Annotated in this window: 19 protein-coding genes; 10 read left to right on the top strand and 9 right to left on the bottom strand. The window is 70.4% G+C overall.

What is annotated here, in order from left to right; genetic code table 11:
* Nucleotides 1-12 precede the first annotated feature (12 nt).
* From gltX to ACWGKQ_RS24010, 3 genes are all read right to left on the bottom strand, one after another.
* Nucleotides 13-1,497 carry a glutamate--tRNA ligase gene (gene gltX / locus ACWGKQ_RS24020; protein WP_453293990.1) on the bottom strand — a complete coding sequence of 495 codons (1,485 nt, stop codon included), beginning with the start codon at nucleotides 1,495-1,497 and terminating at the stop codon, nucleotides 13-15.
* A complete protein-coding gene (locus ACWGKQ_RS24015; protein WP_453293989.1) occupies nucleotides 1,481-2,266 on the bottom strand; it encodes a fumarylacetoacetate hydrolase family protein in 786 nt (261 codons plus the stop codon). Before ACWGKQ_RS24015 ends, gltX begins: the two co-directional genes overlap by 17 nt.
* Nucleotides 2,267-2,390: 124 nt before the next feature.
* Nucleotides 2,391-2,579 carry a hypothetical protein gene (locus ACWGKQ_RS24010; protein WP_453293988.1) on the bottom strand — a complete coding sequence of 63 codons (189 nt, stop codon included), beginning with the start codon at nucleotides 2,577-2,579 and terminating at the stop codon, nucleotides 2,391-2,393.
* A 568-nt stretch (nucleotides 2,580-3,147) separates the two neighbouring features.
* Between ACWGKQ_RS24010 and ACWGKQ_RS24005 the strand changes: the two genes are divergently transcribed.
* From ACWGKQ_RS24005 to ACWGKQ_RS23970, 8 genes are all read left to right on the top strand, one after another.
* The gene (locus ACWGKQ_RS24005; RefSeq protein WP_453293987.1) at nucleotides 3,148-7,137 is read left to right on the top strand and encodes a nitrate- and nitrite sensing domain-containing protein; all 3,990 of its coding nucleotides are present in this window, start codon (nucleotides 3,148-3,150) and stop codon (nucleotides 7,135-7,137) included.
* A gap of 9 nt (nucleotides 7,138-7,146) precedes the next feature.
* Nucleotides 7,147-7,560, top strand: a complete 414-nt coding sequence (locus tag ACWGKQ_RS24000) for a roadblock/LC7 domain-containing protein (protein WP_003973453.1) — start codon at nucleotides 7,147-7,149, stop codon at nucleotides 7,558-7,560.
* A 110-nt stretch (nucleotides 7,561-7,670) separates the two neighbouring features.
* Complete coding sequence (locus ACWGKQ_RS23995) at nucleotides 7,671-8,069, top strand: DUF742 domain-containing protein (RefSeq protein WP_019058642.1); 399 nt, start codon at nucleotides 7,671-7,673, stop codon at nucleotides 8,067-8,069.
* A complete protein-coding gene (locus ACWGKQ_RS23990; protein WP_046729249.1) occupies nucleotides 8,050-8,625 on the top strand; it encodes a GTP-binding protein in 576 nt (191 codons plus the stop codon). The genes ACWGKQ_RS23995 and ACWGKQ_RS23990 overlap by 20 nt, the downstream gene beginning before the upstream one ends.
* Nucleotides 8,626-9,017: 392 nt before the next feature.
* Nucleotides 9,018-12,290 (top strand): nitrate- and nitrite sensing domain-containing protein, encoded by a 3,273-nt coding sequence (locus tag ACWGKQ_RS23985; RefSeq protein ID WP_453293986.1) that lies wholly within the window; start codon nucleotides 9,018-9,020, stop codon nucleotides 12,288-12,290.
* A 10-nt stretch (nucleotides 12,291-12,300) separates the two neighbouring features.
* Complete coding sequence (locus ACWGKQ_RS23980; protein ID WP_093825739.1) at nucleotides 12,301-12,714, top strand: roadblock/LC7 domain-containing protein; 414 nt, start codon at nucleotides 12,301-12,303, stop codon at nucleotides 12,712-12,714.
* Nucleotides 12,715-12,810: 96 nt separating this feature from the next.
* Nucleotides 12,811-13,380, top strand: a complete 570-nt coding sequence (locus tag ACWGKQ_RS23975; protein WP_406440957.1) for a DUF742 domain-containing protein — start codon at nucleotides 12,811-12,813, stop codon at nucleotides 13,378-13,380.
* Nucleotides 13,361-13,942: a GTP-binding protein gene (locus ACWGKQ_RS23970; protein WP_123973912.1), complete on the top strand. Its 582-nt coding sequence runs from the start codon at nucleotides 13,361-13,363 to the stop codon at nucleotides 13,940-13,942. Before ACWGKQ_RS23975 ends, ACWGKQ_RS23970 begins: the two co-directional genes overlap by 20 nt.
* A 318-nt stretch (nucleotides 13,943-14,260) precedes the next feature.
* Here ACWGKQ_RS23970 and ACWGKQ_RS23965 read toward each other — a convergent pair whose 3' ends face one another.
* Nucleotides 14,261-14,461, bottom strand: a complete 201-nt coding sequence (locus tag ACWGKQ_RS23965) for an acyl-CoA carboxylase subunit epsilon (protein ID WP_046729245.1) — start codon at nucleotides 14,459-14,461, stop codon at nucleotides 14,261-14,263.
* A gap of 35 nt (nucleotides 14,462-14,496) precedes the next feature.
* Nucleotides 14,497-16,092, bottom strand: coding sequence for an acyl-CoA carboxylase subunit beta (locus ACWGKQ_RS23960; protein ID WP_453293985.1), 1,596 nt, complete (start codon nucleotides 16,090-16,092; stop codon nucleotides 14,497-14,499).
* A 456-nt stretch (nucleotides 16,093-16,548) separates the two neighbouring features.
* Between ACWGKQ_RS23960 and ACWGKQ_RS23955 the strand changes: the two genes are divergently transcribed.
* Nucleotides 16,549-17,145, top strand: coding sequence for a YceI family protein (locus tag ACWGKQ_RS23955; protein WP_453293984.1), 597 nt, complete (start codon nucleotides 16,549-16,551; stop codon nucleotides 17,143-17,145).
* Between the two features lie 110 nt (nucleotides 17,146-17,255).
* On the opposite strand, the gene ACWGKQ_RS23950 is transcribed toward ACWGKQ_RS23955, so the two are convergent.
* Complete coding sequence (locus ACWGKQ_RS23950) at nucleotides 17,256-17,993, bottom strand: DUF899 family protein (RefSeq protein ID WP_453293983.1); 738 nt, start codon at nucleotides 17,991-17,993, stop codon at nucleotides 17,256-17,258.
* A gap of 130 nt (nucleotides 17,994-18,123) precedes the next feature.
* A complete protein-coding gene (locus tag ACWGKQ_RS23945) occupies nucleotides 18,124-19,245 on the bottom strand; it encodes an FUSC family protein (protein WP_453293982.1) in 1,122 nt (373 codons plus the stop codon).
* A gap of 62 nt (nucleotides 19,246-19,307) precedes the next feature.
* On the opposite strand from ACWGKQ_RS23945, the gene ACWGKQ_RS23940 reads away from it, so the two are divergent.
* Nucleotides 19,308-19,730 (top strand): MarR family winged helix-turn-helix transcriptional regulator, encoded by a 423-nt coding sequence (locus tag ACWGKQ_RS23940; RefSeq protein WP_453293981.1) that lies wholly within the window; start codon nucleotides 19,308-19,310, stop codon nucleotides 19,728-19,730.
* A 10-nt stretch (nucleotides 19,731-19,740) separates the two neighbouring features.
* On the opposite strand, the gene ACWGKQ_RS23935 is transcribed toward ACWGKQ_RS23940, so the two are convergent.
* A complete protein-coding gene (locus ACWGKQ_RS23935; protein WP_453293980.1) occupies nucleotides 19,741-21,105 on the bottom strand; it encodes a hypothetical protein in 1,365 nt (454 codons plus the stop codon).
* 43 nt (nucleotides 21,106-21,148) lie between these two features.
* On the bottom strand, nucleotides 21,149-24,160 hold the full coding sequence (locus tag ACWGKQ_RS23930; RefSeq protein WP_453293979.1) for a glycoside hydrolase family 3 protein: 3,012 nt from the start codon (nucleotides 24,158-24,160) through the stop codon (nucleotides 21,149-21,151).
* Between the last annotated feature and the right edge of the window lie 97 nt (nucleotides 24,161-24,257).

Genomic DNA, 24,257 nt, shown 5'->3' with positions numbered 1-24,257 from the left:
CATGGTCCGGCGTTACGCGGCCAGCTTCGCCAGGGCCGCGTCGATCCTCGCCAGTGTCTTCTCCCTGCCCAGGACCTCCAGGGACTCGAAGAGCGGCAGGCCGACGGTGCGGCCGGTGACGGCCACCCGGACCGGGGCCTGGGCCTTGCCGAGCTTGAGGCCGTGGGCCTCGCCGGCGGCCAGGACGGCCTCCTTGAGGGACTCGGGAGAGGTCCAGTCGGCGGACTCCAGCTTCTCGCGGGCCGTGGCCAGGAGGGCGTCGCTGCCCTCCTTCATCGCCTTGGTCCAGGACGCCTCGTCCTCGGCCGGCTCCGCCAGGAACAGGAAGTCGACGTTCTCGGTGATCTCCGAGAGGACCTTCAGGCGGGTCTGGGCGTGCGGGGCGATCGCCTGCCACTTCGCCTCGTCGAAGTCCGCCGGGGCCCAGGGGGCGAAGGGGGCCTTCAGCCAGGGGGCGCAGCGCTCGGTGAAGTCCTTCACGTCCAGCAGCCGGATGTGGTCGGCGTTGATCGCCTCGCACTTCTTCAGGTCGAAGCGGGCCGGGTTGGGGTTCACGTCGGCGATGTCGAAGGCCGCGACCATCTCGTCGACGGAGAAGATGTCCTGGTCGGCGGAGAGCGACCAGCCCAGCAGCGAGAGGTAGTTGAGCAGGCCCTCGGGCAGGAAGCCGCGCTCCCGGTAGAGGTTCAGGGAGGACTGCGGGTCGCGCTTGGAGAGCTTCTTGTTGCCCTCGCCCATGACGTACGGGAGGTGGCCGAAGGCCGGGGTCTGCTTGGCGATGCCCAGCTCGGTCAGCGCCTTGTAGAGGGCGATCTGGCGCGGGGTGGAGGAGAGCAGGTCCTCGCCGCGCAGGACGTGGGTGATCTCCATCAGGGCGTCGTCGACCGGGTTGACCAGCGTGTACAGCGGGGCGCCGTTGGCGCGCACGATGCCGTAGTCCGGGACGTTCTCCGGGGTGAAGGTCAGCTCGCCGCGGACCAGGTCCGTGAAGGTGATCGTCTCGTCGGGCATCCGGAAGCGGACGATGGGCGTACGGCCCTGGGCCTTGTACTCCTCGACCTGCTCCGCGGTGAGGTCGCGGCAGTGGCCGTCGTAGCCGGACGGCTTGCCGGCGGCGCGGGCGGCCTCGCGGCGGCTGTCCAGCTCCTCCTGGGAGCAGTAGCAGTGGTAGGCGTGGCCGGCGTCGAGCAGCTTGGCGGCGACGTCCTTGTAGATGTCCATGCGCTGCGACTGGCGGTAGGGCGCGTGCGGGCCGCCGACCTCGGGGCCCTCGTCCCAGTCGAAGCCCAGCCAGCGCATCGCGTCGAGCAGCTGGTTGTAGGACTCCTCGGAGTCGCGGGCCGCGTCGGTGTCCTCGATGCGGAAGACGAGCGTGCCCTGGTGGTGCCGGGCGAACGCCCAGTTGAACAGGGCGGTGCGGACCAGGCCCACATGGGGGTTACCGGTGGGCGAGGGGCAGAAACGTACGCGGACGGGTGCGCTAGCCACGCTTGACAACCTTGTTGGTGAGAGTGCCGATGCCTTCGATGGTGACGGCGACCTCGTCGCCGACGCTGAGGGGGCCGACCCCTGCCGGGGTGCCGGTGAGGATGACGTCGCCAGGGAGCAGCGTCATGGCCTCGGTGATGTTGACGATCAGGTCCGCGATGGAGTGGATCATCTCGCTGGTCCGGCCGAGCTGGCGCTGTTCGCCGTTGACCGTGAGCTGGATCGTCAGGTCGGAGGCGGTGGCGAGGTCCAGGTCCGTCTCCACCCAGGGGCCGAGCGGGCAGGAGGTGTCGAAGCCCTTGGCCCGGGCCCACTGCTTCTCGCGCTTCTGGACGTCCCGGGCGGTGACGTCGTTGGCGCAGGTGTAGCCGAGGATCACGTCCGCCACGCGCTCGCGCGGGACCTCGCGGCACATGCGGCCGATGACCACGGCCAGTTCGGCCTCGTGGTGGAGGTCCTGGGAGAAGGAGGGGTACTGGATCTCGTCGCCGGAGCCGATCACCGAGGTGGACGGCTTGAAGAAGGCGAAGGGGGCGTCCGGGACCTCGTTGCCCAGCTCCTTCGCGTGCTCCGCGTAGTTGCGGCCGTAGGCGACGACCTTGTTGGGGAGCACCGGCGGGAGCAGGCGGACCTTGCTCAGCGGGACCTTCGTACCGGAGAGCTCGAAGTCCGCGAACGGAATGCCCTTGATGATGTCGAGGACGAGTTCGTCCTGCTTGTCGCCCTCGACGGCGCCGAAGGCGACGTTCCCGTCGATGGAGAACCTGGCGATGCGCACGGGATCCTTGCGCCCCTCACTGAGCCGGCTGGAGTCTGACGCTCCAGGCTAACGCGGCAAGGGGTGGCCGCCGCGGAATAACCCGGTGACCGGGTGGGTGAGTGAACGGCGGCCGGGTCCCGTACTACTCCGCGACCGAGGTCCCCACCGGGATCTCCATGAGGATCGTGCGCCGGGGGTTGGCGGTCTGGGCGGGGAGGTCGAGGGAGTGCTCGGGCAGTTCGGGGGTCTGCAGCTCCTCGGCGTCCTTGAGGTGGGCGAGGGTGGTGCGCCGGGGGTTGGCTATGTTGCGGAACATCATCGTCGTCTTCACGGTTGCAGTGGACCCCGTCGTGTGTGGGTTGGCAGAGACTTCCCTCTTGTAAAGCGCCAGGCTAAACATCGAATTCCCGGCGGAAGCCGCCAGGAGGCTGTGACGGGCGTGTGAGTTTGCTCACGAAGCGAGGCCCAAAGCGGTCATTTCCGGCCGACAACTCACCGCAACGAAACGGACATTGGCGAACTGAAGCTGTCATTCCGCTCCTGATCATGGCGACTGGGACACGGTCCCCACGCCATCGACTGACAGGCATACGTCCGTTATGTACGCGATCGGCTTCCACATCTCGTAACGTGTCACTCACACGCTGTCACGGAGGTCACAGCTCGGTCCACGGCCCTTGTTGGAGATCCGGCACTGTGCTGGAATTCCACGGACCGCCGCAGGATCGAGCCGGCGCGCAGGGCGCACAGCAGCGCCGAGTGTGGCGGCGAGACAGGGGGAGCCAGCGCCGGTCAAACTCACGACCATCAGGGGGCGTATTCAGGGCGCTCTCCGTACCACGCCGACACCGTGTCCTTCCGTTTCCGGAGGGGCGCCTGGTCCAGAGGTTGCGACGCTAGTGCAGGGACGATTCAAGAGGGATGGCAGCGCTTCGGCGGAGCCGGAGGCGCACGGCGGGACCGACCGCGGTTCCTCGCCCCAGCACGCCCAGAACCCGGGCCCGGCCCCGGCCGGCGGTGGTGGTGACGGCGGTGAGCGCTCCGGGCGCCCCGCCGTGTCTGCGTCTTCGGGCACCCAGCCGGCCGCCGCACCGACTCCGACCGTCAGGCCCCCGAGGGGTCCGTCCAACCCGGGCTCGCGCATAGCCCTGCGCAACTGGCGTATCTCCACGCGCCTGGTGTCGCTGCTCGCGCTCCCCGTGGTGGCGGCGACGACGCTGGGCGCGGTGCGCATCAACGACTCGCTCAACGACATCCAGCAGCTCGACAACATGCAGCTGCTGACGGACATGACCACGCAGGCGACCGAGCTGGCCACCGCGCTCCAGACCGAGCGCGACAAGACGGCCGGTCCGCTGGCGCACGGCGGGTCGAGCACGAACCCCGCGATCAAGGGTCTCGAGGACCAGACCGACCGCGCCCGCGACAACTTCCTCAACGCCTCCGAGGAAATCGACACCGCGAGCAAGAACGGTCAGCTCCAGGGCGTCCGCGACAGCCTCGTCGGTCTGGCCGGCCAGCTGGACGACCTGGCGAAGATCCGCAAGGACGCCTATCAGCAGAAGGAGAACTCGACCCAGACGGTCGAGGCCTACCACCGGCTGATCACCCAGCTGATCGACCTCTCCCAGGACATGGCGCAGGCCTCCAGCAACCCGGAGATGATCCAGCGCACCCGCGCCCTGGCGGCGTTCTCCACCGCCAAGGAGTACGCGTCCGTGCAGCGCGCCGTCATCGCCGCGGCCCTGCCCGCCAACGGCACGAGCACCGGCGACCTCTCCGAGAACGACCGCCTGTACGGCGAGTCCGCCCAGGAGAGCGAGACCTCCGAGCTGACGATCTTCCGGAAGATCTACGCCGGCAACGCGGCCGACCTGCTCAGCCCGATCGACGGGAACAACCCGACGATCGAGTCCGCGGACACCTACGCCAAGCGTGCGCTCGGCGCCCAGAACGGTCTGAACGAGCTCAGCAAGCGCTCGTACCTCGACTGGGTCGACGACAGCTCCACCAAGATCGACCAGATGAAGAAGATCGAGCACACGCTGCTCGAGGACATGGAGCAGAAGGCCCGGGAGCTGCGGGCCTCCTCCGAGCAGGAAGCGATCATCTCCGGTGCGCTGATCCTGCTGGTCCTCGGTGTGTCGCTGGTCGGCGCCTTCATCGTGGCCCGCTCCATGATCCGCTCGCTGCGCCGCCTCCAGGAGACCGCCACCAAGGTCGCCCAGGACCGCCTGCCCGAGCTGGTCAAGCAGCTGTCCGAGTCCGACCCGCAGGACGTCGACACGTCCGTGGAGTCGGTCGGTGTGCACTCCCGGGACGAGATCGGCCAGGTGGCCGCGGCCTTCGACGACGTGCACCGCGAGGCGGTCCGCCTCGCCTCCGAGCAGGCCATGCTGCGGGGCAACGTCAACGCGATGTTCACCAACCTCTCGCGTCGTTCCCAGGGCCTCATCCAGCGTCAGCTCTCGCTCATCTCCGAACTGGAGTCCCGCGAGGCCGACCCGGACCAGCTGTCCTCCCTCTTCAAGCTCGACCACCTCGCGACGCGTATGCGCCGTAACGGTGAAAACCTTCTGGTTCTCGCCGGTGAAGAGCCCGGCCGCCGCTGGACCCGCCCGGTCCCGCTGGTCGACGTGCTCCGCGCCGCCGCGTCCGAGGTGGAGCAGTACGAGCGCATCGAGCTGGCCGCCGTGCCGACCACCGAAGTGGCCGGCCGCGTGGTCAACGACCTCGTGCACCTGCTCGCCGAGCTCCTTGAGAACGCCACCTCGTTCTCCTCGCCCCAGACCAAGGTCAAGGTCACCGGTCACGCGCTGCCCGACGGCCGCGTCCTGATCGAGATCCACGACACCGGTATCGGCCTCTCCCCCGAGGACCTCGCCGCGATCAACGAGCGGCTCGCCTCGCCGCCCACCGTGGACGTCTCGGTCTCCCGCCGCATGGGTCTGTTCGTGGTCGGCCGGCTGTCCCAGCGGCACGGCATCCGCATCCAGCTGCGCCCGTCCGACTCCGGTGGTACGACCGCGCTGGTCATGCTCCCGGTCGACGTCGCCCAGGGCGGCAAGAAGCCCGCTCCCGGCAAGCCCGGCGCCCCGGCGCCGTCCGGCGGTCCGGCCGCCGCGCAGGCAGCGGCCGGTGCGGCCGCGGCCCGGCGGGGCAACGGCCAGGGCGGCGGCGCCGGTTCGCTCGGTGCGGGTGCTCCCGCCCCGGCGCTCGGCGGCGGTGCCGGTACGGCCGGCGGACGCGGTGGTGCCCTCGGTTCCGGCGCCCCCTCCGGTGGCGGGCTGCTCGGTGCCGGTGCGGGTCCGCGCGGCCAGGTCGGCGCCGGCCAGGGTCCCCGGGCCGCGCTGCCCGGCGCGGGTCCGAACGGCAGCCGTCCCGGTGCGCCGGGTGGCGCGCGCGGCCAGCAGGGCCGGCCGAACGCGGGTGCCGGTGCCTTCGGCAACCAGGACGCGTTCGGCAACCCGCAGGACTCCTTCGGCGGCCAGGACGCCTTCGGCAACCGCGCCCCGGTCCCGCCGCAGCGCTCCGCGAACTCCTCCGACACGGGCCGTCAGCCCCCGCTGCCGCCGCGCGGCGGCCCGCGGGCCGAACTGCCCGGCGGCAACCCGCAGGGCCGGCCCAGCTGGAGCGACGACAACGCCCAGCCGCCGCTCTCCCGCGCCTCGCTGGACACCCCGCGCGGCCACGACGAGCAGGACCCGACCCACACCGCGCCGATGCCCCGCATCGACGACCGGCAGGGCCTCGGCGCCACCTCGCAGATGCCGGCGATCCCGCAGGCTCCGGCGACCGGTGAGTTCCCGCGCCCGGACTTCAACACGCCGAACGGCACGCAGGGCACCGGCTCGTTCCCGCGGCCGGGCACGACGGGCCCGCAGGACACCGGTTCGTTCCCGCGGCCGGGCACCACCGGCCCGCAGGACACCGGTTCCTTCCCGCGCCCGAACCTGAACGGCCAGCACGACACCGGCTCGTTCCCCCGCCCGAACGTCAACGGCCAGCACGACACGGGTTCCTTCCCGCGTCCGAACGTCAACGGCCAGCAGGACTCCGGCCAGTTCGTTCGTTCCGATGTCTTCGGCGCGCCGACCGGGCCGCAGAACGGCTCCCAGAACACCGGGCAGTTCGCCGCCCCGCAGGCCTACGACAACGGCTCCACCGGCCAGTTCGCCGCGCCGTCCTACGACGGCTCCACCGGACAGCACTCCCTGCCCGGCCGCCAGAACGGCTACCCGGCCAACGGTCAGGGCGGCAACGGCCAGCACAACACCGGTCAGTTCGAGCGTCCGGGGACCAACGGCCGCGGCGTCGACTACGGTGCGCCGCAGCGTCCGCCGGTCCCGCCCGCGCCGCCGGTCCGCCAGGAGCCGGAGGCACTGCCGCCGGCCACCGGCCCCGGTGACGGCCGTACCCCGCTGTACGACACGCTGGAGACCAACTGGTTCCACGGCGGTCAGCAGCAGGAGCAGCAGCAGCGTGCCCAGAGCAACGGCAACGGCAACGGCCCGGCGGCCGTTCCGCCGGTCCCGCCGGTGCCCTCCCAGCCGCCGGCCCCCGCGGCCGCGGCCCCCCAGCGTCCCGCCCAGGCAGCCTGGCGCACCTCTCCGAACGACGACCTCGTCCGGCAGGCGGAGCGTGTAAGGCAGCCGGCGGCGGGCGGTGTCACCACCTCCGGTCTGCCGCGCCGGGTGCCCCGGGCGAACCTCGTCCCGGGCACGGCGCAGCAGCAACAGCACCACACCGGTCCGCAGGTCTCGCGTGCGCCTGATGACGTCCGCGGCCGGCTGACCAATCTCCGTCGGGGTATCGCGCAGGGCAGGCAGGCCGGCACCGGCCCGCAGACCGGCAGCTTCCCGAGCCCCACTCACCAGCAGGAGCGTTAGTTGAGTCCGATGAGCCAGGCGGCACAGAACCTCAACTGGTTGATCACCAACTTCGTGGACAACACCCCCGGTGTGTCCCACACCGTCGTCGTGTCCGCCGACGGTCTCCTTCTGGCGATGTCCGAAGGTTTCCCGCGTGACCGTGCCGACCAGCTGGCCGCCGTCGCGTCCGGGCTCACCTCGCTGACCGCCGGGGCCTCCCGGATCTTCGAGGGCGGCAACGTGGCGCAGACGGTCGTCGAGATGGAACGCGGCTTTCTCTTCCTGATGTCCGTCTCCGACGGCTCGTCCCTCGCCGTTCTGGCCCACCCGGAGTGCGACATCGGTCTCGTCGGCTACGAGATGGCGCTGCTCGTCGACCGCGCGGGCGCGGTACTCACGCCCGACCTGCGTGCCGAACTGCAAGGCAGTCTGCTCCACTGACCGCCCGGATCCAACCCACCTCACCAAATCACCGTCCGGCCGCCACATTCCCCCCACCGGCCACGTCCGACGGCACGACTGACCGACTTGCTGTCCCGCCCGGAGGAACGATGACCCCGCCCACCGCCTCTCATGACCCGTACGCGGAGCCGTACGGGGACGAGGGCGACCAGCCGCTGGTACGTCCTTACGCGATGACCGGCGGCCGGACCCGGCCGCGCTACCAGCTCGCCATCGAAGCGCTGATCAGCACGACGGCCGACCCGGCAGCACTCATGGGGCTGCTCCCGGAGCACCAGCGCATCTGCCACCTGTGCCGCGAGGTGAAGTCGGTGGCCGAGGTCTCGGCGCTGCTCGCCATGCCGCTCGGTGTGGCCCGGATCCTGGTGGCCGACCTCGCCGAGGCCGGCCTGGTCGCCATCCACCAGCCGGGCGGCGACGAGAACAACGGCGGCGCACCGGACGTGACGCTGCTCGAAAGGGTGCTCAGTGGACTTCGCAAGCTCTGACGGAGGCCGGGCCACGACCTCCGCGAAGATCGTGGTGGCGGGCGGCTTCGGCGTCGGCAAGACCACGTTCGTGGGAGCGGTCTCCGAGATCAACCCGCTGCGCACGGAGGCCGTGATGACGTCCGCCTCGGCGGGCATCGACGACCTGACCCACACCGGGGACAAGACCACCACCACGGTGGCCATGGACTTCGGCCGTATCACGCTCGACCAGGACCTGATCCTGTATCTGTTCGGCACGCCCGGCCAGGACCGCTTCTGGTTCATGTGGGACGACCTGGTCAGGGGTGCGATCGGCGCGGTGGTGCTCGTGGACACCCGGCGCCTGGCCGACTGCTTTCCGGCGGTCGACTATTTCGAGAACAGCGGTCTGCCGTTCGTCATAGCCCTCAACGGCTTCGACGGACACCAGCCCTACACACCCGAAGAGGTGCGCGAGGCACTGCAGATCGGACCGGACGCGCCGATCATCACGACCGACGCCCGGCACCGCGCCGATGCGAAGAGCGCGCTGATCACTTTGGTGGAGCACGCCCTCATGGCGCGCCTGCGGTAGCCAGGGCGCCGTATCCAAGTCCGTCATCATGTACGGCAGTTGCCGTACGGAAACCGGAGCCGACTGTGGCCTTTGACACGGTCGGCTCCGGTGTTCATAACGTTTCGGCAGAGGAATCCGGTGGTATCGCCACGCGTCGCGGTCACGCGGTGCCGCTGCGCTCACAATGGCCCCGCCTTTTGGCGGGGCTCGCTCTTTATGACCGTTTTATCTGGGGCTTACATCGACGCTCTCTGCCCCAATGGACTGTTTGGAAGTGCACCGGCCTACGTGCTGGAATGCCTGAACTGCCCAATAGTCAAAGACGTACTGAGTAGTGGTCTGAGACACACCGGGCTCTGAGAGACTGCGGCACGACGACAGGTGCCCGCCGCCGAGAGGTTGTTGGTCGAGTGAGGCGAAGCAAGAACGGTCCCGAGCCGTCGGCACGGGGCAACTTCACCCCGCCGCCGCGCGCTGCGGCGCCCACCCCTGTGCCAGCCGCGGAACCACCGGCCGCGCCCGCGAAGAGCGGCGGCCGTTTCTCGCCGCGGAACTGGCGAGTGCCGACCAGGCTGAACGCGATCCTGCTCATACCCGTGGTCGTCGGCCTGATCATGGGCGGCTTCCAGGTGAAGAGCTCGATCGACACCTGGCAGGAGGCCCGGGACGCGGAGAACACCGCGCGCCTGGTCCGCGCCGCCCTCACCTACGGCGACGCCCTTTACAACGAGCGTGACGTCAGCGCGGCACCGCTGCTCCTGGACAAGGACAAGGCGACGGTCACCCAGGCGCGGGCCGCGACCGACAAGGCCGCCGACGCCTTCGACGCGGCCGCGCAGAACATGCCGCAGAAGCCGGGCCTGGAGCGCCGCCTGAAGCTGTTCCGCGAGGCGGAGCCCAAACTCACGAACCTGCGCGCCGCCGCGTACACCAGCACGCTCGGCGGTGTGAAGACGGAAGAGGGTTACACCCAGGTCGCCCACCCGCTGATGGAGTTCGCCAACGAGCTCGGTCTGGGCACCGGAAACATCACCTCCTACGGCCGTACCGTCTACGCCATCTCGCTCACCAAGGCGGCCCTGTCGCTGGAGCGGTCGATCGGCATGCACCTGCTGGTCAAGCCCGGTCCGGACGCCGGCAACCTGGCCACCCAGCGGGTCGCCCTCTCCTCGTACGCCTACCTGGAGGGCATCGCCGTCGAGGAGTACGTCGGCGGTGGTACCGAGGCCGACGCGCAGAAGCTGACCGACCTCGAGAAGAAGATCAAGACCGAGGGCGCGACGCTGGTCCAGCAGGCCAAGGCGAAGGACCCGAACTACGTGGCCCCGCCGTCCAAGGACAACGCGATGGTCTCGGCGCTGGCGACGCTGCCGAACACCGACCCCAGCACCCGTCAGGCGCTGGCCGCCCAGGGCGTCACCGCCGAGAACTGGTGGACGGTCAACACCCTCAAGTACCAGGCCTACCGCACGATCGAGTCGGACATGGCCGACAAGGCGGTGAGCGAGGCCTCCGACATCGCCGACAACGCCAAGCGGGACGCCTTCATCACCGGTGCCGCGGTCATGGTCGCGCTGCTCGCCGCGTTCATCCTGGCCGGCATGGTGGCCCGCCAGATGTCCCGCTCGATGCGCCAGCTGCGCAACGCCGCCTTCGGCATCGCCGAGCAGCGCCTGCCGATGCTGGTCGACCAGCTCTCCCGCACCGACCCCGGCCGGGTCGACACCCGGGTGGCGCCGATCCCGATCACCTCGACCGACGAGATCGGCGAAGTCGCCCGCGCGTTCGACCAGGTCCACCGTGAGGCCGTCCGGCTCGCCGCCGAGCAGGCCCTGCTGCGGGGCAACATCAACGCGATCTTCACCAACCTCTCGCGCCGCAACCAGTCGCTGATCGAGGGCCAGCTGACCCTCATCACCGACCTGGAGAACAACGAGGCCGACCCGGACCAGCTGGAGAACCTCTTCCGCCTGGACCACCTCGCGACCCGTATGCGCCGCAACGGCGAGAACCTCCTGGTCCTCGCCGGCGAGGAGCCCGGCCGCCGCTGGGACCAGCCGGTCCCGCTGGTCGACGTGCTGCGCGCCGCCTCCTCCGAGGTGGAGCAGTACGAGCGCGTCGAACTCTCCGGCGTCCCGGAGGCCGAGATCCACGGCCGCGCGGTCACCGACCTCGTGCACCTGCTCGCCGAGCTCCTGGAGAACGCCACCACGTTCTCCTCGCCGCAGACCAAGGTCCGCGTCACCGCGACCCGTCTCCCCGACGGCCGCGTCATGATCGAGATCCACGACAAGGGCATCGGCCTCACCGCCGAGGACTTCGCGGACATCAACCACAAGCTGGCCAACCCGCCGACCGTGGACGCCGCGATCTCCCAGCGCATGGGCCTCTTCGTGGTCGGCCGGCTGTCCGACCGGCACGGCATCCGGGTCCAGCTGCGCCCCTCCGGCGAGCAGGCCGGCACCACCTCGCTGGTCATGCTGCCGGACGCGATCACGCACGGCGGTGGCGGCGAACAGCAGCTGGACCGCGACGAGTTCACGGTTTCGCAGATCATCCCGGAGCAGCAGTTCCAGGCCGAGAGCTTCAGCCAGCCGCAGCTCCAGCCGATGCGTACGGCGGCCGAGCTCGGCTTCGACGACAGCCGCTACATCGAGGTCCCGGACGACATCCGCGACCTGGACCCCGTGGGCCGCTCCCTGATGCGCGAGGAGCGTCGTGCGGCCCTGGAGGCCCAGGCGCAGCCCCCGCAGGGCACAGAGCTCCCGCAGGCCCCCCAGGCCCCGCAGGAGACCTCGGAGATCCCGGCGTACGTCGACGAGTTCGACAGCGGCCGGCAGGGCTACGGCACGAACGGTACGGGCTTCCAGGAGCAGCCCACGGGCTACGACGGACAGCCGGCGTACCAGGAGCAGCCGCAGAGCACGTACGACGAGCAGTACTACGCGCCGAACGGCGGCCTGCCGCAGAACGACACGTTCTCGCCCGACGCGTTCTCGGTCAACGGCGGCTACCCGGAGCCTTCCTATCCGGAGCCGGTCCAGGAGGAGCCCGCGGCCGCGCAGGCCGCTGCCGCCGAGGCGTTCCCGGCCTTCGGCGAGCAGCCCTACCAGGACGACTGGCCGCAGCAGGACGGTTACACGAACGGCTACCCGGCCCAGTACGCTCCGGAAGCGGAGTCGGCGCAGGCCGGTGACGTGGACGAGCGGAACCGCGTAGGCTTCGACCGTCCGGGAGCGGCCCCCTCCAACGGCCACCAGCTGACCGACGCCGGGCTGCCCCGCCGGGGTTCCGGCGGCCCGAACGGCGCGGGTCCCGCGCGGCACGCTCCGGCTGCATCGCCGGCACCGATGGCTCCGGCGGCCCCGGCTCCGGAGCCGGCCGGCGACAGCTCCTGGCGTTCGCAGAACGACGAGCGCTGGCAGCAGGCCTCGGCACTGCGCAAGCCCAAGGCGGGCGGGGTCACCTCCTCCGGTCTGCCGCGGCGGGTACCCAAGGCCAACCTGGTCGAGGGAGCCGCCGAGAGCACCCCTCAGGGAGGCCCACAGGTCTCCCGCGCCCCGGAGGACATCCGGGGCAGGCTGAGCAACCTGCGTCGCGGCGTCGAGCGCGGGCGCAACGCAGGCAGTGAAACGAACGGCCAGGGCTTCGGCCCTGACAGCACCTACAACCAGGAGCGTTAGTGTGAGCCCGATGAGCCAGGCGGCACAGAACCTGAACTGGTTGATCACCAACTTCGTGGACAACACCCCGGGGGTGTCCCACACGGTGGTGGTCTCCGCCGACGGACTCCTTCTGGCGATGTCCGAAGGCTTCCCCCGCGACCGCGCCGACCAGCTCGCGGCCGTGGCTTCCGGTCTGACGTCCCTGACGGCCGGGGCTTCCCGGATCTTCGAGGGCGGCAGCGTGAATCAGACGGTTGTGGAGATGGAGCGGGGATTCCTGTTCATCATGTCCGTTTCCGATGGTTCCTCGCTGGCGGTCCTGGCCCACCCGGAGGCCGACATCGGTCTGATTGGCTACGAGATGGCCCTTTTGGTGGACCGCGCAGGCACGGTTCTTACCCCGGATCTGCGCCAGGAACTCCAAGGAAGCCTTCTCAACTAACAGTCAGGCGGTGCGTTTTGGCGTCCCGGGGCCGTAAGGTTTCGGGACGCGGCTCCACAAGGATGGGTGCCCGGCACGGTCGGAGGAGGAGAGAAAGTGGCAACACCCCCAGGCGGTTCTAATAACGGCAACTGGTCGTACGGGCCTGCGCAGGGCCAGGGCGACGGTTCCGGGAACCGGTACAACTTCCCCTCCGCGCCGAGCCACCGGCAGCCCTACGCACCGCAGGGCCCCGGCCCGTCGCCGTACGACCAGCCGCCGGCGCCGCGCATCCAGCCGGTGCAGCCGCAGCGCCGCCCCGAGCCTTCCACGGCTTCGGGGTCGAACAACCCCCTGGTGCGTCCGTACGCCATGACCGGTGGCCGGACCCGCCCGCGGTACCAGCTCGCCATCGAGGCGCTGGTGCACACCACCGCGCAGCCGCACCAGATGCAGGGCCAGCTGCCCGAGCATCAGCGGATCTGCAACCTCTGCCGGGAGATCAAGTCGGTGGCCGAGATCTCGGCCCTCCTGACCATCCCTCTCGGCGTGGCCAGGATCCTCGTCGCCGACTTGGCGGAGGCGGGCCTGGTCGCCATCCATCAGCCCGGCGGCGACGAGAACGCCGGCGGCCAGCCAGACGTGACACTGCTCGAAAGGGTGCTCAGTGGACTTCGCAAGCTCTAGCGGCGGTCCTTCCCGCTCCACCACCTCCGCGAAGATCGTGGTGGCGGGCGGCTTCGGCGTGGGCAAGACCACGTTCGTCGGTGCCGTCTCGGAGATCAACCCGCTGCGCACAGAGGCCGTGATGACGTCCGCGTCTGCCGGCATCGACGACCTCACCCACACCGGGGACAAGACGACCACCACGGTCGCCATGGACTTCGGTCGCATCACCCTGGACCAGGACCTGATCCTGTACCTGTTCGGCACCCCCGGTCAGGACCGTTTCTGGTTCATGTGGGACGACCTGGTGCGCGGCGCGATCGGCGCGATCGTCCTGGTCGACACCCGCCGCCTCGCCGACTGCTTCCCCGCGGTCGACTACTTCGAGAACTCGGGCCTGCCGTTCGTCGTCGCCCTCAACGGCTTCGACGGCAGCCAGCCCTACAACCCCGAAGAGGTCCGCGAGGCGCTGCAGATCGGCCCGGACACCCCGATCATCACGACCGACGCGAGGCATCGTGCCGATGCGAAGTCGGCGCTGATCACGCTCGTGGAGCATGCCCTGATGGCTCGGCTCCGGTAGTTCCGGACACCGGGCAGCCACGGCCGGCCGTACGCCGACTGCGGGTGGACCGTGGCCTGTCGCGCCCACGCGGCGGAGCCGCACATGGATTCAGTCCCGCGCCCCTGAAGGGGCGCGTACCGGGCCCCTTCTGCGAAGGGGCCCGAACTTTTTGCCACGGCCGCAGCTCAGTTCTTTTTTCCCGTCGCAACGGCGCTCGGCCCGACGGCGGTGTCCGGCGGTGCCGAACCGGCCCGGCAGCCCTTGGCACACACGGAGAAGGGCCCCTCTCAAGGAGAGGGGCCCTTCTTCTACGTGCTGTCGGCCAGGCGGCGCAGCCTAGCCGTGCCAGCTGTGCGGGGCGCGGAAGCCGTTCTCGCGCTCCAGGCGGCGCCAGCCGGCCTTGGCGCGGCCTCGGTGGGTCTGCTCGGTGTCGGCGGTCGGCCGGGCGGCCGCGCGGGCCAGGAGGACCGCCGTTATGGCGGCGACTTCCTCCGGGTCGGCGTTGCCCTTCTCGACGCGGATGTCAGGCACGTTCATGGGTGTCAGTCTCCGTGAGAGAGGTTTCCGCAGGATTACTGCGGGGGGTTGCCGTGCTTACGGGACGGCAGGTCGGCGTGCTTGGTCTGGAGCATCGCGAGCGACCTGGCGAGCACCTCGCGGGTCTCGGCCGGGTCGATGACGTCGTCGACCAGGCCGCGCTCGGCCGCGTAGTAGGGGTGCATGAGTTCGGACTTGTACTCCTTGACCATGCGGGCCCGCATGGCCTCGGGGTCCTCGGCGGAGGCGATCTGCCGACGGAAGATCACGTTGGCGGCACCTTCGGCGCCCATGACCGCGATCTCGTTGGTCGGCCAGGCGTACGTGAGGTCGGCGCCGATCGACTGGGAGTCCATGACGATGTAGGCACCTCCGTACGCCTTGCGCAGGATCAGGGAGATCCGGGGCACGGTCGCGTTGCAGTAGGCGTAGAGGAGCTTCGCGCCGTGGCGGATGATCCCGCCGTGCTCCTGGTCGACACCGGGGAGGAAGCCCGGTACGTCCAGGAAGGTGACGATCGGAACATTGAAAGCGTCACACATCTGGACAAAGCGCGCAGCTTTTTCACTCGCCTCGATGTCCAGGACGCCTGCCAGCACCTGCGGCTGGTTGGCGACGATGCCCACCACCTGGCCGTCGATCCGGGCCAGCGCGCAGATGATGTTCCGCGCCCAGCGCTCGTGGACCTCCAGGTACTCGCCGTCGTCGACGATCTCCTCGATGACCTTGGCCATGTCGTACGGCCGGTTGCCGTCGGCCGGGACGAGGTCCAGCAGGACGTCGCCGCGGCGGTCGACCGGGTCCGTGGACTCGACGCGCGGCGGGTTCTCGCGGTTGTTCTGCGGGAGGAGCGAGAGGAGGTAGCGGACCTCCGCGATGCAGGTCTCCTCGTCGTCGTACGCGAAGTGGCAGACGCCGGAGGTCTCCGCGTGGACGTCGGCGCCGCCGAGCCCGTTCTGGGTGATCTCCTCGCCGGTGACCGCCTTGACGACGTCCGGTCCCGTGATGAACATCTGCGAGGTCTCGCGGACCATGAAGACGAAGTCGGTGAGGGCGGGGCTGTAGGCCGCGCCGCCCGCGCACGGGCCGAGCATCACGGAGATCTGCGGGATGACACCCGACGCCTTCGTGTTGCGCTGGAAGATGCCGCCGTAGCCGGCGAGGGCGCTGACGCCCTCCTGGATACGGGCGCCGGCGCCGTCGTTCAGCGACACCAGCGGGGCACCGGCCGCGATGGCCATGTCCATGATCTTGTGGATCTTGGTGGCGTGGGCCTCGCCGAGGGCGCCGCCGAAGATCCGGAAGTCGTGCGCGTAGACGAAGACCGTACGGCCCTCGACCGTGCCCCAGCCGGTGATGACACCGTCGGTGTACGGCTTCTTGGCCTCCAGGCCGAAGCCGACCGCGCGGTGCCGGCGCAGCTGCTCGACCTCCTGGAAGGAACCCGGGTCCAGGAGCAGCTCGATGCGCTCCCGAGCCGTCAGCTTGCCCTTGGCGCGCTGCGCCTCGGTCGCCTTCTCGCTGGGGCCCGCCACGGCCGCCGCACGGATCTCGTGCAGCTCGGCGACCCGCCCGCGCGCGTCCGTCGGTTCACCGGTGGGCTCGCCCGTCGTCTCTTCCAAAACGGTCATGTAGTGACCTTACGAAGGACACCAAGGAATGCGAGACGTCGACTCCGTACAGTCTCCGACGCGTTTTCCTGGAACCACTGAACAGAACCGGAACGACATGCAGCCGTTCCGACTGCTCAGAGGGGTTCGGGGTTGTAGGGGTGCCACAAAGGCACTACCTGAGACACGCCTCACATTCACCGGCGGTCCATACCACCCGCGGAGTGACACAGGACTCCGGACGGCGGTTCACCCACACAGAGCCTAGCCGCTCCCCAGCGGGTCCCGCCGCCCGGATCCGGCGGCGCGGTCCTACGCTGAGTAATGAGCGCGACACGCATGTGGATGATGTTGAAGGTTGAATGGAATAGGTCTACGGTGTCTTTCGTTGAGTTCGTTGAACGTTAAACATCACGTCCGCGTCTTCCGCATCCCCCGCTTCGAAGTCGCGACCCGTCCCCCAAGGAGCACGTCATCATGGGCATCTTCGGCCGCAAGAACGACGAGACGACCACCGCCGGCACGACCGCCGACACGGCCGCGCTGACCGGCGACTACACGATCGACCCGGCGCACACCACGCTCGGCTTCGTGGCCCGCCACGCGATGGTCACCAACGTCAAGGGCAGCTTCCAGGAGTTCGAGGGCACCCTGCACCTGGACGGCGAGGACCCGTCGAAGTCCACGGCCTCGCTCGACATCAAGATGGACAGCATCACCACAGGCAGCGCCGACCGTGACGGTCACCTGAAGTCGGCGGACTTCTTCAAGACCGACGAGTTCCCGACCATGACCTTCCGCTCCACCGAGGCGGAGGCCCTCGGCGGCGAGGACTACCGCATCACCGGCGACCTCACGATCCTCGGCGTCACCAAGCCGGTCACCATCGACCTGGAGTTCAACGGCGCCGCCAAGGACCCGTTCGGCAACGAGCGCGTCGGCTTCGAGGGCAAGGCCGAGATCAAGCGCTCCGACTGGGGCGTCAGCTGGAACGCGGCGCTGGAGACCGGCGGCGTCCTCGTCTCCGACAAGATCAAGCTGAACTTCGACATCTCGGCGATCAAGAACGCGTGAGCCCGCGGCGCCGGACCGCCGGCCCTGGTCACGCCCGCTGAGCGCCGCCCTCCACTCCCCTGAGGGCGGCGCTCAGCCATGTCCGGACGTCCTGCGCGTGTCCTGTAGTCCTAGTAGTCGATGGTCGGGTACCAGTCGCCCCTCCCCCGCGGAGTGAGGTCGAGAAGGTGCCAGACCGGCGTCAGCAGGTCGATGCCGCGCTCCTGGATGTCGTCGGCCATGCGCGGATGGGCGGAGTAGGTGTGCCGGACCGTGCCGTCGCCCTCGCGGGTGAGGACGGAGACCGTGGAGTCCTGCTCGCCGTCCTTGTCCTCACTCCCCAGGTCGTACTTGAACGTGCTGTCGCCGCAGCTGAGCAGCCGCAGCCGGTGCCAGCCGCGCTCACGGCCGTACTGCCGGAGGGCGGGCGGGTCGGCGGCCGCGGCGATGACGAAGTCGGCGTTGCGGGTCACGTGGTGGGCGATGCCGTTGTAACCGTCGATCCACAGGGTGCACATCGGGCAGGGACTGGTCTGGAGCTTGCCGTACATGAAGTGGTAGACGATCAGCGGTCGTCCGGGCCCGGAGAACAGCTCGCTCAACGCGACCTCACGCACCGGGATGTCACCGGCGTCGAGGTCGCCGGGCCCTTCGAGGAAGACGTAGTCGTCGACGGCCGGCCCCTGCGGAAGCGCCCGCCGCAGCGCCGCGACCTCCTCCCGGCGCCGCATCAGCTCGATCTCGGCGAGCCGCAGCTCCTCACGAGCCCCGAGATAGTCCTCGGACTCCCCGACCAGCCTGGTCCGCCGCATCATCGCGTCCTCCTGGAGTGGGGTCCCCTCCCGGATCCTCAAGTCTAGGCCGGTCACCTGGCTCACTCACCTTCGTAGCGACGCGCCAGGGCGAGCGCCGCCAGGAGACGGCGGGCCTCACGGTCGAGCGGAGAGCGAACCTGCACGTCGACGCGGTGGGCTCCGTCGAGCAGGGGCGGCTTGCTCTTCAGCTGGACCGGGCGGTGTCTTTCGGTGAACTGCCGGGAACGAGGGGGGCATTGGCCGTGCCGGTCTCGCTCGGTAGGGCCTGGGCGCGTGGCGTCGCCCTTCTGCCCGGCACCGGCAGCAGCCACCACGCCGAGGCCACCGCGAGGGTCACGCCCACCGCGATGGCTGCCAGGCGGGTCGGCAGCAGGGACTCCGCGTTCTGGCCGAAGTAGCCGAGGAGCAGGGAGAGGGCCGTGGTCATGCCGGCCGCCCAGTACGCGTAGTTGAGGGGGCGCAGCCACAGGGCGACGGTCAGGACCGCGAACATCAGGGCCACGGCGGTATGGCCCGTGATGCCCGCCTCCGCCACTCCCGTCGCCAGGAGCGTGCCGACGCAGGCCCCGGCCAGGCGCTCGACTCCCTTGCGCAGGACGTCGGTCCGGCCCCGGTTGCCGCTCGCGGCCACGTACGCGGTCAGGACGGCCCACGGCCAGTGGTGGTCGAAGAGGAAGCGGCCCAGCACGAAGGCGGATGCGATGGCCGCCGCCATCTGGAGGGCCATGCGGGTGCTGGGGCGTGGGTGGAGGCGGGAGCGGCGGCCGGGAGGGGCGGGGGCCGGGGCCGCGCGCCAGGGGCCGTAGCGGTCGCCCAGGGCCTGCACCAGCCAGACCGAGCAACATGCCATGAAGCCGATCAGCGCCGACCAGGCCCAGGTCACCAACTCGCTCTGCGCCTGGGACGGCAGGGCCGGACCGGGTACGACGAGCAGGGCCACCAGCGGCAGGGCGAGCAGCGTGCCCGCCTTGGTGGCGGCCGGGCCGAAGCGGCGGATCCAGATGGCCAGGGCCATCCCGGCCGTGTAGACGGCCGCGCCCGCCGTGTAGTGGGAGGCGAGGAGCCGGCCGACGAAGACCGAGGCGGCGGCCGTCGCGGGCAGCAGCACCAGTGACATCAGCCGCCGGCGGGTGTCGGCGGTGCGCTGGGTGTTGGCGAGGGTCAGGGTGAGGGCGACCGCGAGGACCAGCACGTCGGTGTGCAGCCCGGCGGCCCCCTCCAGTGCCAGCGCGGCTCCCCAGGAGAGCAGCACGGCCGTCATCGTCAGCCCGGCTTCGTACGCATTGCGTATGAGTTTTGCGGTCACTGGGCCGAGAGTACGGGCTAAACCGAGTAGAGGGTAGTAAGTATTCGCGTACGATTCTCTCCATGGAACATCTCGCCGAAGCCGCCCGTGTCCGTCGTGCCGTCCTCCGGTTCAACCGTCGGCTGCGGCAGGAACGCGGGGACGGGAGCCTCAGTGCCAATCAGCTGACGGTGCTCGGCCATCTGTACCGGCACGGGCCGTCCACGCCCGGCGAGGTCGCGGCCGCCGAGCGGCAGCGGCCGCAGTCGCTGACCCGGGTCTTCGCGGAGCTGGAGGCGGAGGGGCTGGTCGGACGGGCGCCGGACCCGTCCGACCGGCGGCAGTCCGTGCTGAGCCTGACCGGGGCGGGGCGGCAGGCGCTGGAGGCCGACATGGCCCAGCGGGACGCGTGGCTGGCCGGGGCGTTCGAGGCGTTGAGCGAGACCGAGCGCGGGGTGCTGCTGCTCGCCGCCGGTGTGATGGAGCGGCTGGGGGGCCTGGAGTAGCCGGCGTGGCTCAGAAACCGCCGCCGAAGTCCCCGCCGTCCCCGCCCCCGCCGCCGAAGTCGCCGCCTCCGCCGAAGTCACCGAAGTCCCCGGGGTCGAAGTCCGCGCCCGAGACGTCGCCGCCCTGGTAGCCGCCGGCGCCGAAGTCGCCGTACCCGGTGCCGTAGTCGGCCGCGTAGGCGGGCGCGGACATCCAGCCGCCCAGGGCGGTGCCGAGGAGGAGGCCTGGGAGGATCCCGCCGCCGAAGTAGCCGCCCGCCCAGGGGCCGTAGGCCGGGCCCGCGTCCCAGTAGGGACGGCGGCCGTAGTCGGTGTCGACCTCGCGGACCGCCGGGTCGCGGCCGTCGGCCAGCCGGGCGGCGTCGGCCGCGCAGACCGGGACCTCGCGGGGTGCGCCGCCGGCCGGGGTCCAGGTGGCGTCCGTGACCGAGGGGCCGTGCCGGGGGTCGAAGAAGCAGGGCGGGCGGCGCTCCGGGAGCGGCCGGCCCTCGCGGCGGGCGGCCAGCTGGGCGAGCGAGAAACGGCCGTCCTCCAGGGCCTGGGTGACCGGCCGGACGTCCTCCGGTCTGCGGGCGTCGGCCATCGCGGACTTCGCCTGGTCGTAGGCGTTCAGCGCACGCTCGTAGTCGGCGCGCATCGCGTCGTCGGCGCCGGGCTCGGCCGGGTGGAATTCGAGGCGGTCCAGTTCCTCGCCGAACGCGGTGATGTCCTCGTCCACGACCACCCGGAGCCGGTCCAGAGCGGCCCGCTGCTCCTCCTCATGGCGTCGGCGGTTGCGGCGGACCAGCGCGTACGCGCCCGCCCCGCCCGCCACCACAACGGCTCCGATCGCGATCAGCGCCGTACTGGAGACTCCCGAGCCGCCCGTGCTGCCGCCGCCCCAGCTCGACGGCGCCTTGCCGCCCATGTTGGTCAGGGCACGGTCCGTGAAGTCGGTCAGCTGGGTCTTCGCGCTCTCGCCCTGGACGCTGGTGACCAGGTTCTGCACGGCCGTCCGGGACAACACCGAGGAGTCGGCGCGGGCGTCGAAGCGGTCGCCGAGGCGGATCGCGTAGAGGCCGGTGACGCCGGTGGCGGTGCGCAGGTCCGTGAAGAGGTTCTTGGTGGGGTAGTCGGCCGGCAGGACGGCGATGAACAGGGGCTTGTTCGCGTCCTTGATCTGGCGGGCCAGGGTGTCGGCGTCGGCCGTGGAGAGCTGGGCGGCGGCCGCCGGGTCGACGTACACCGGGTTCGTGCGGAGGGCGTCGGCGACCGCCGAGACACCGGTGGCCGCACCGGCCCGCGGGGCGAGCGCGGTCAGGGCGACCAGCGCCAGCGCGCACGCCAGGAGCAGCAGCCCCGGGAGGCTTCGGGTGGTCCGTCGCACCGCGTTCATGCTTCGAACCTACCCTGAAGCCCCCCGGGGAGCGCGGTTCCTCCTACGCTGCCCGGTACGCCTCCGTCAGCTTCTGCACCGCCGCCGCGTACTCGCCGGTGAGCAGCAGGTGGTCGGCGTCGGCGAAGGGCTTGGAGACGGCCGCCGTGACGGACTGCCCGATCTTCGCCTGGACCAGCAGCCGCGCCTTGGCGACCAGCTTGCGGCCGGCCGCGTCGGAGCCCGACCGCTGCGCCGCCCTCGCCGCCGCGCCGAGCGCCTTCAGGGTGGCCTCGCCGCCCTTGGGGGCCTTGGTCAGGGTGGTCAGACCCCAGCCGTAGGGGTACTGCGGGTCGTACGACGCGTCGCCCACGTTGATCGGCAACTGCGCCTCGGACTTCGGCCAGGTGACCGGGAGCTGACCGGTGAAGGCCCGCTTGCCGTAGAGGACGTCGGCCACGCCGTCGCCCTCGGTGCCCGGCAGCCAGGACGCGACCAGGGAGTCGATCTCGCCCAGCCGGTCGCCGATCAGCTGCGGGCGCCCGGAGACGATCAGCACCGCGCACTTCATGGCCGCGCACACCTTGTCCACGGCGGCCTGGTCGGCCGGGGTCAGCGCCAGGTCGTTGCCGTTGCCGACGTCTCCGACGCCCTCGGCGTACGGGGTCTCGCCGACCACGACCACACCCACGTCGTAGCCGCCGGTCGGCGCCGAGGCGTCCTTGGAGTAGGTGACGTCTCCCCCGGCGTTCTTCATGCCCTGGAGGATGGTGGTGCCGGTGGTGTGGGTGCCGGACGCGCCCTGCCAGGTGATGGTCCAGCCGCCGGTCTGGTTGCCGAGGTCGTCGGCGTTGGAGCCGGCGACGTACACCTTCTCCGACTTCTTCAGCGGCAGCACGTCGCCGTCGTTCTTCAGCAGCACCTGCGACTCGGCGGCCGCCTGCCGGGCGACGGCCCGGTGCGCGGTGGAGCCGATCTTCGAGGCGCCGGAGGTGTCCGCGTACGGGTGCTCGAAGAGGCCCAGCCTGAACTTCTGGGTGAGGATGCGGGAGACCGCGTCGTCGATGCGCTGTTCGGTGACGCTGCCCGCCTGGACCTGGTCGGTCAGGGACGTCGTGAAGTCCTTGTAGCCGTACGGGACCATCATCATGTCGACGCCCGCGTTGACGGCCGTACGGACGTGGGTGTCGTAGTCGCCGGGGAGCTGGTCCATGGCGTTCCAGTCGCTGATCACGAAGCCCTGGAAGCCCATCCGGCCCTTGAGCTCCCCGGTGATCATGTCGGCGCGGGCGTGCATCTTCACCGGGCCCTGGCCGTCGCCGACGATGTCCAGGGAGGAGTAGGAGGGCATGACGGTGCCGATGCCCCGGTCGACGGCGGTCCGGAACGGTGCCAGGTGGATGGCCTCCAGCTGCTGCCGGGTGACCGTGGTGACGCCCTGGTCGAGGGTGTACGTGCCGGTGGTGGACGAACCGTACGCGGTGCCGCCGTCGCCGACGAAGTGCTTGGCGGTGGCCAGGACCTTGTCGTCGTCCTTCAGGTCGCGCCCGTCGGCACGCCCCTGGAGGCCCTGGATGATGGTCTCCATGGACTTCACCAGGGCCGGGTCCTCGCCGAAGGACTCGTAGGAGCGGCCCCAGCGTTCGTCACGGCTGACGCAGAGGCAGGGCGCGAAGTCCCAGGGGATGCCGGTGGCGCGGACCTCGGAGGCCGTCACCGCGCCGGTCTTCTCGGCGAGCGCGGGATCGCGGGTGGCTCCGATGCCGATGTTGTGCGGCATGATCGTGGCGCCGGCCAGGTTGTTGTGGCCGTGCACCGCGTCGACGCCGTAGATCAGCGGGATCTGGAACCGGGTGGCCTGCGCCCGGAGCTGGAAGGAGTCGATCATCTGCGCCCAGGCCGCGGCCGTGTTGGGCGTGGGGGTCGAGCCGCCGCCGGAGAGCAGGGAGCCGAGGTCGTACGCGGTGACGTCACCGCCGGTGCCCACCGCACCGCGCTCGGCCTGGGTCATCTGGCCGACCTTCTCCGCCAGGGACATCCGGGACAGGAGGTCGGCGACCCGCTTCTTCACCGGCAACTTGCTGTCCAGGTACGGCAGTCCGTGCGCGTCGATGACGACCTGCGGGGTCTCGGCGGGGGCCTTGGCGCCGGTGACCGTGAGCTTCAGCGGGATGGTCTTCGCCGACTGCGCCGAACGGGCCTTCAGGGTCGGCACCTTGATGGTCCGGGTGGCCCCGGAGGCCGTGCCCGCGGGGAAGGTGAGGGTGCCGGAGACCGCCTTGTAGTCCTTGCCGGCGTCGGCGGTGCCGCCCGTCGACTCGTAGGCGACGGTGACCGGGTCGTCGATCGGGGCGGAGCCGGTGGTCGCGACGGTGACCTTCACGGCCGCCGTGCCGCCCTCCTTTACCGGGTAGACGGCCGCGTCGGTGGTGACGGAGGCGCGCAGTGCCTGGTCGGCCTTGCCGTACAACTCCACGTCGTCCATGGCGAACCGGCCCTTGACACCGACGGGGAGGGTGACCGCGTAGCCCCACATCTGGGTCAGGCCGAGGACGTGGTCGATGCCGCCGACGGGCTGGTAGTCGGTCCGGTAGACGAAGTCCGTGAACGGGATCTCGATCTGCTTCCAGCCGGTGAAGTCGTCGGTGAAGGAGGTCGTCCAGAGCTCCGAGGCCTCGCCGTTGGCGCCACCGTCCTTGATCTCGAAGGGGATCTTCTTGCCGTTGTCCTGGCCGTCCCACCAGAAGCGGATGCCCTTGTGGGCGGACCAGTCGTGGGCGGGCTCGGTGGCGGCGAAGTCGTGGGTGAAGCCGCCGTAGCCACTGATGTCGTACGTCCCCGAGAGGACCTTGGCGCCCTCGGGGGCGTCGGTGCGGTCGGCGAACTGGAGCGTGGGCGGGTCGTCGCTGTCGCCGCCCCAGGTGAAGATGCCCTCGGCGGGCTGGGAGGCGAAGGGGACCTCGCCCTCGAAGCGGTCGACGGGAGTGGGGGCCGGGTCGTCGGCCGCGCTGGCGGCCGAGAGGGGGATCAGGGCGGCGAGTAGGGCGGTGGAGACGAGCAGGGCGGCTCTTGGCATGGACCTTCCCTCGACTCTCTGGTTCACTCGGGGCTCTCACAGTTCACTCATGGCTTAGATCACGTCGTGAGTTAACTAACGGCTCGCACCCCCGTCA

The organism is Streptomyces sp. NPDC054770 (assembly GCF_053611985.1).
This window is presented reverse-complemented; position numbering and strand designations above follow the sequence as displayed.

Coding starts and splice junctions, on each gene's coding strand:
- ACWGKQ_RS23980 (WP_093825739.1), top strand. CDS start 12,301: ATGAGCCAGGCGGCACAGAACCTGAACTGGTTGATCACCAACTTCGTG.
- ACWGKQ_RS24000 (WP_003973453.1), top strand. CDS start 7,147: ATGAGCCAGGCGGCACAGAACCTCAACTGGTTGATCACCAACTTCGTG.
- ACWGKQ_RS23935 (WP_453293980.1), bottom strand. CDS start 21,105: ATGAACGCGGTGCGACGGACCACCCGAAGCCTCCCGGGGCTGCTGCTC.
- ACWGKQ_RS23940 (WP_453293981.1), top strand. CDS start 19,308: ATGGAACATCTCGCCGAAGCCGCCCGTGTCCGTCGTGCCGTCCTCCGG.
- ACWGKQ_RS23995 (WP_019058642.1), top strand. CDS start 7,671: ATGACCCCGCCCACCGCCTCTCATGACCCGTACGCGGAGCCGTACGGG.
- ACWGKQ_RS23930 (WP_453293979.1), bottom strand. CDS start 24,160: ATGCCAAGAGCCGCCCTGCTCGTCTCCACCGCCCTACTCGCCGCCCTG.
- ACWGKQ_RS23965 (WP_046729245.1), bottom strand. CDS start 14,461: ATGAACGTGCCTGACATCCGCGTCGAGAAGGGCAACGCCGACCCGGAG.
- ACWGKQ_RS23955 (WP_453293984.1), top strand. CDS start 16,549: ATGGGCATCTTCGGCCGCAAGAACGACGAGACGACCACCGCCGGCACG.
- ACWGKQ_RS23960 (WP_453293985.1), bottom strand. CDS start 16,092: ATGACCGTTTTGGAAGAGACGACGGGCGAGCCCACCGGTGAACCGACG.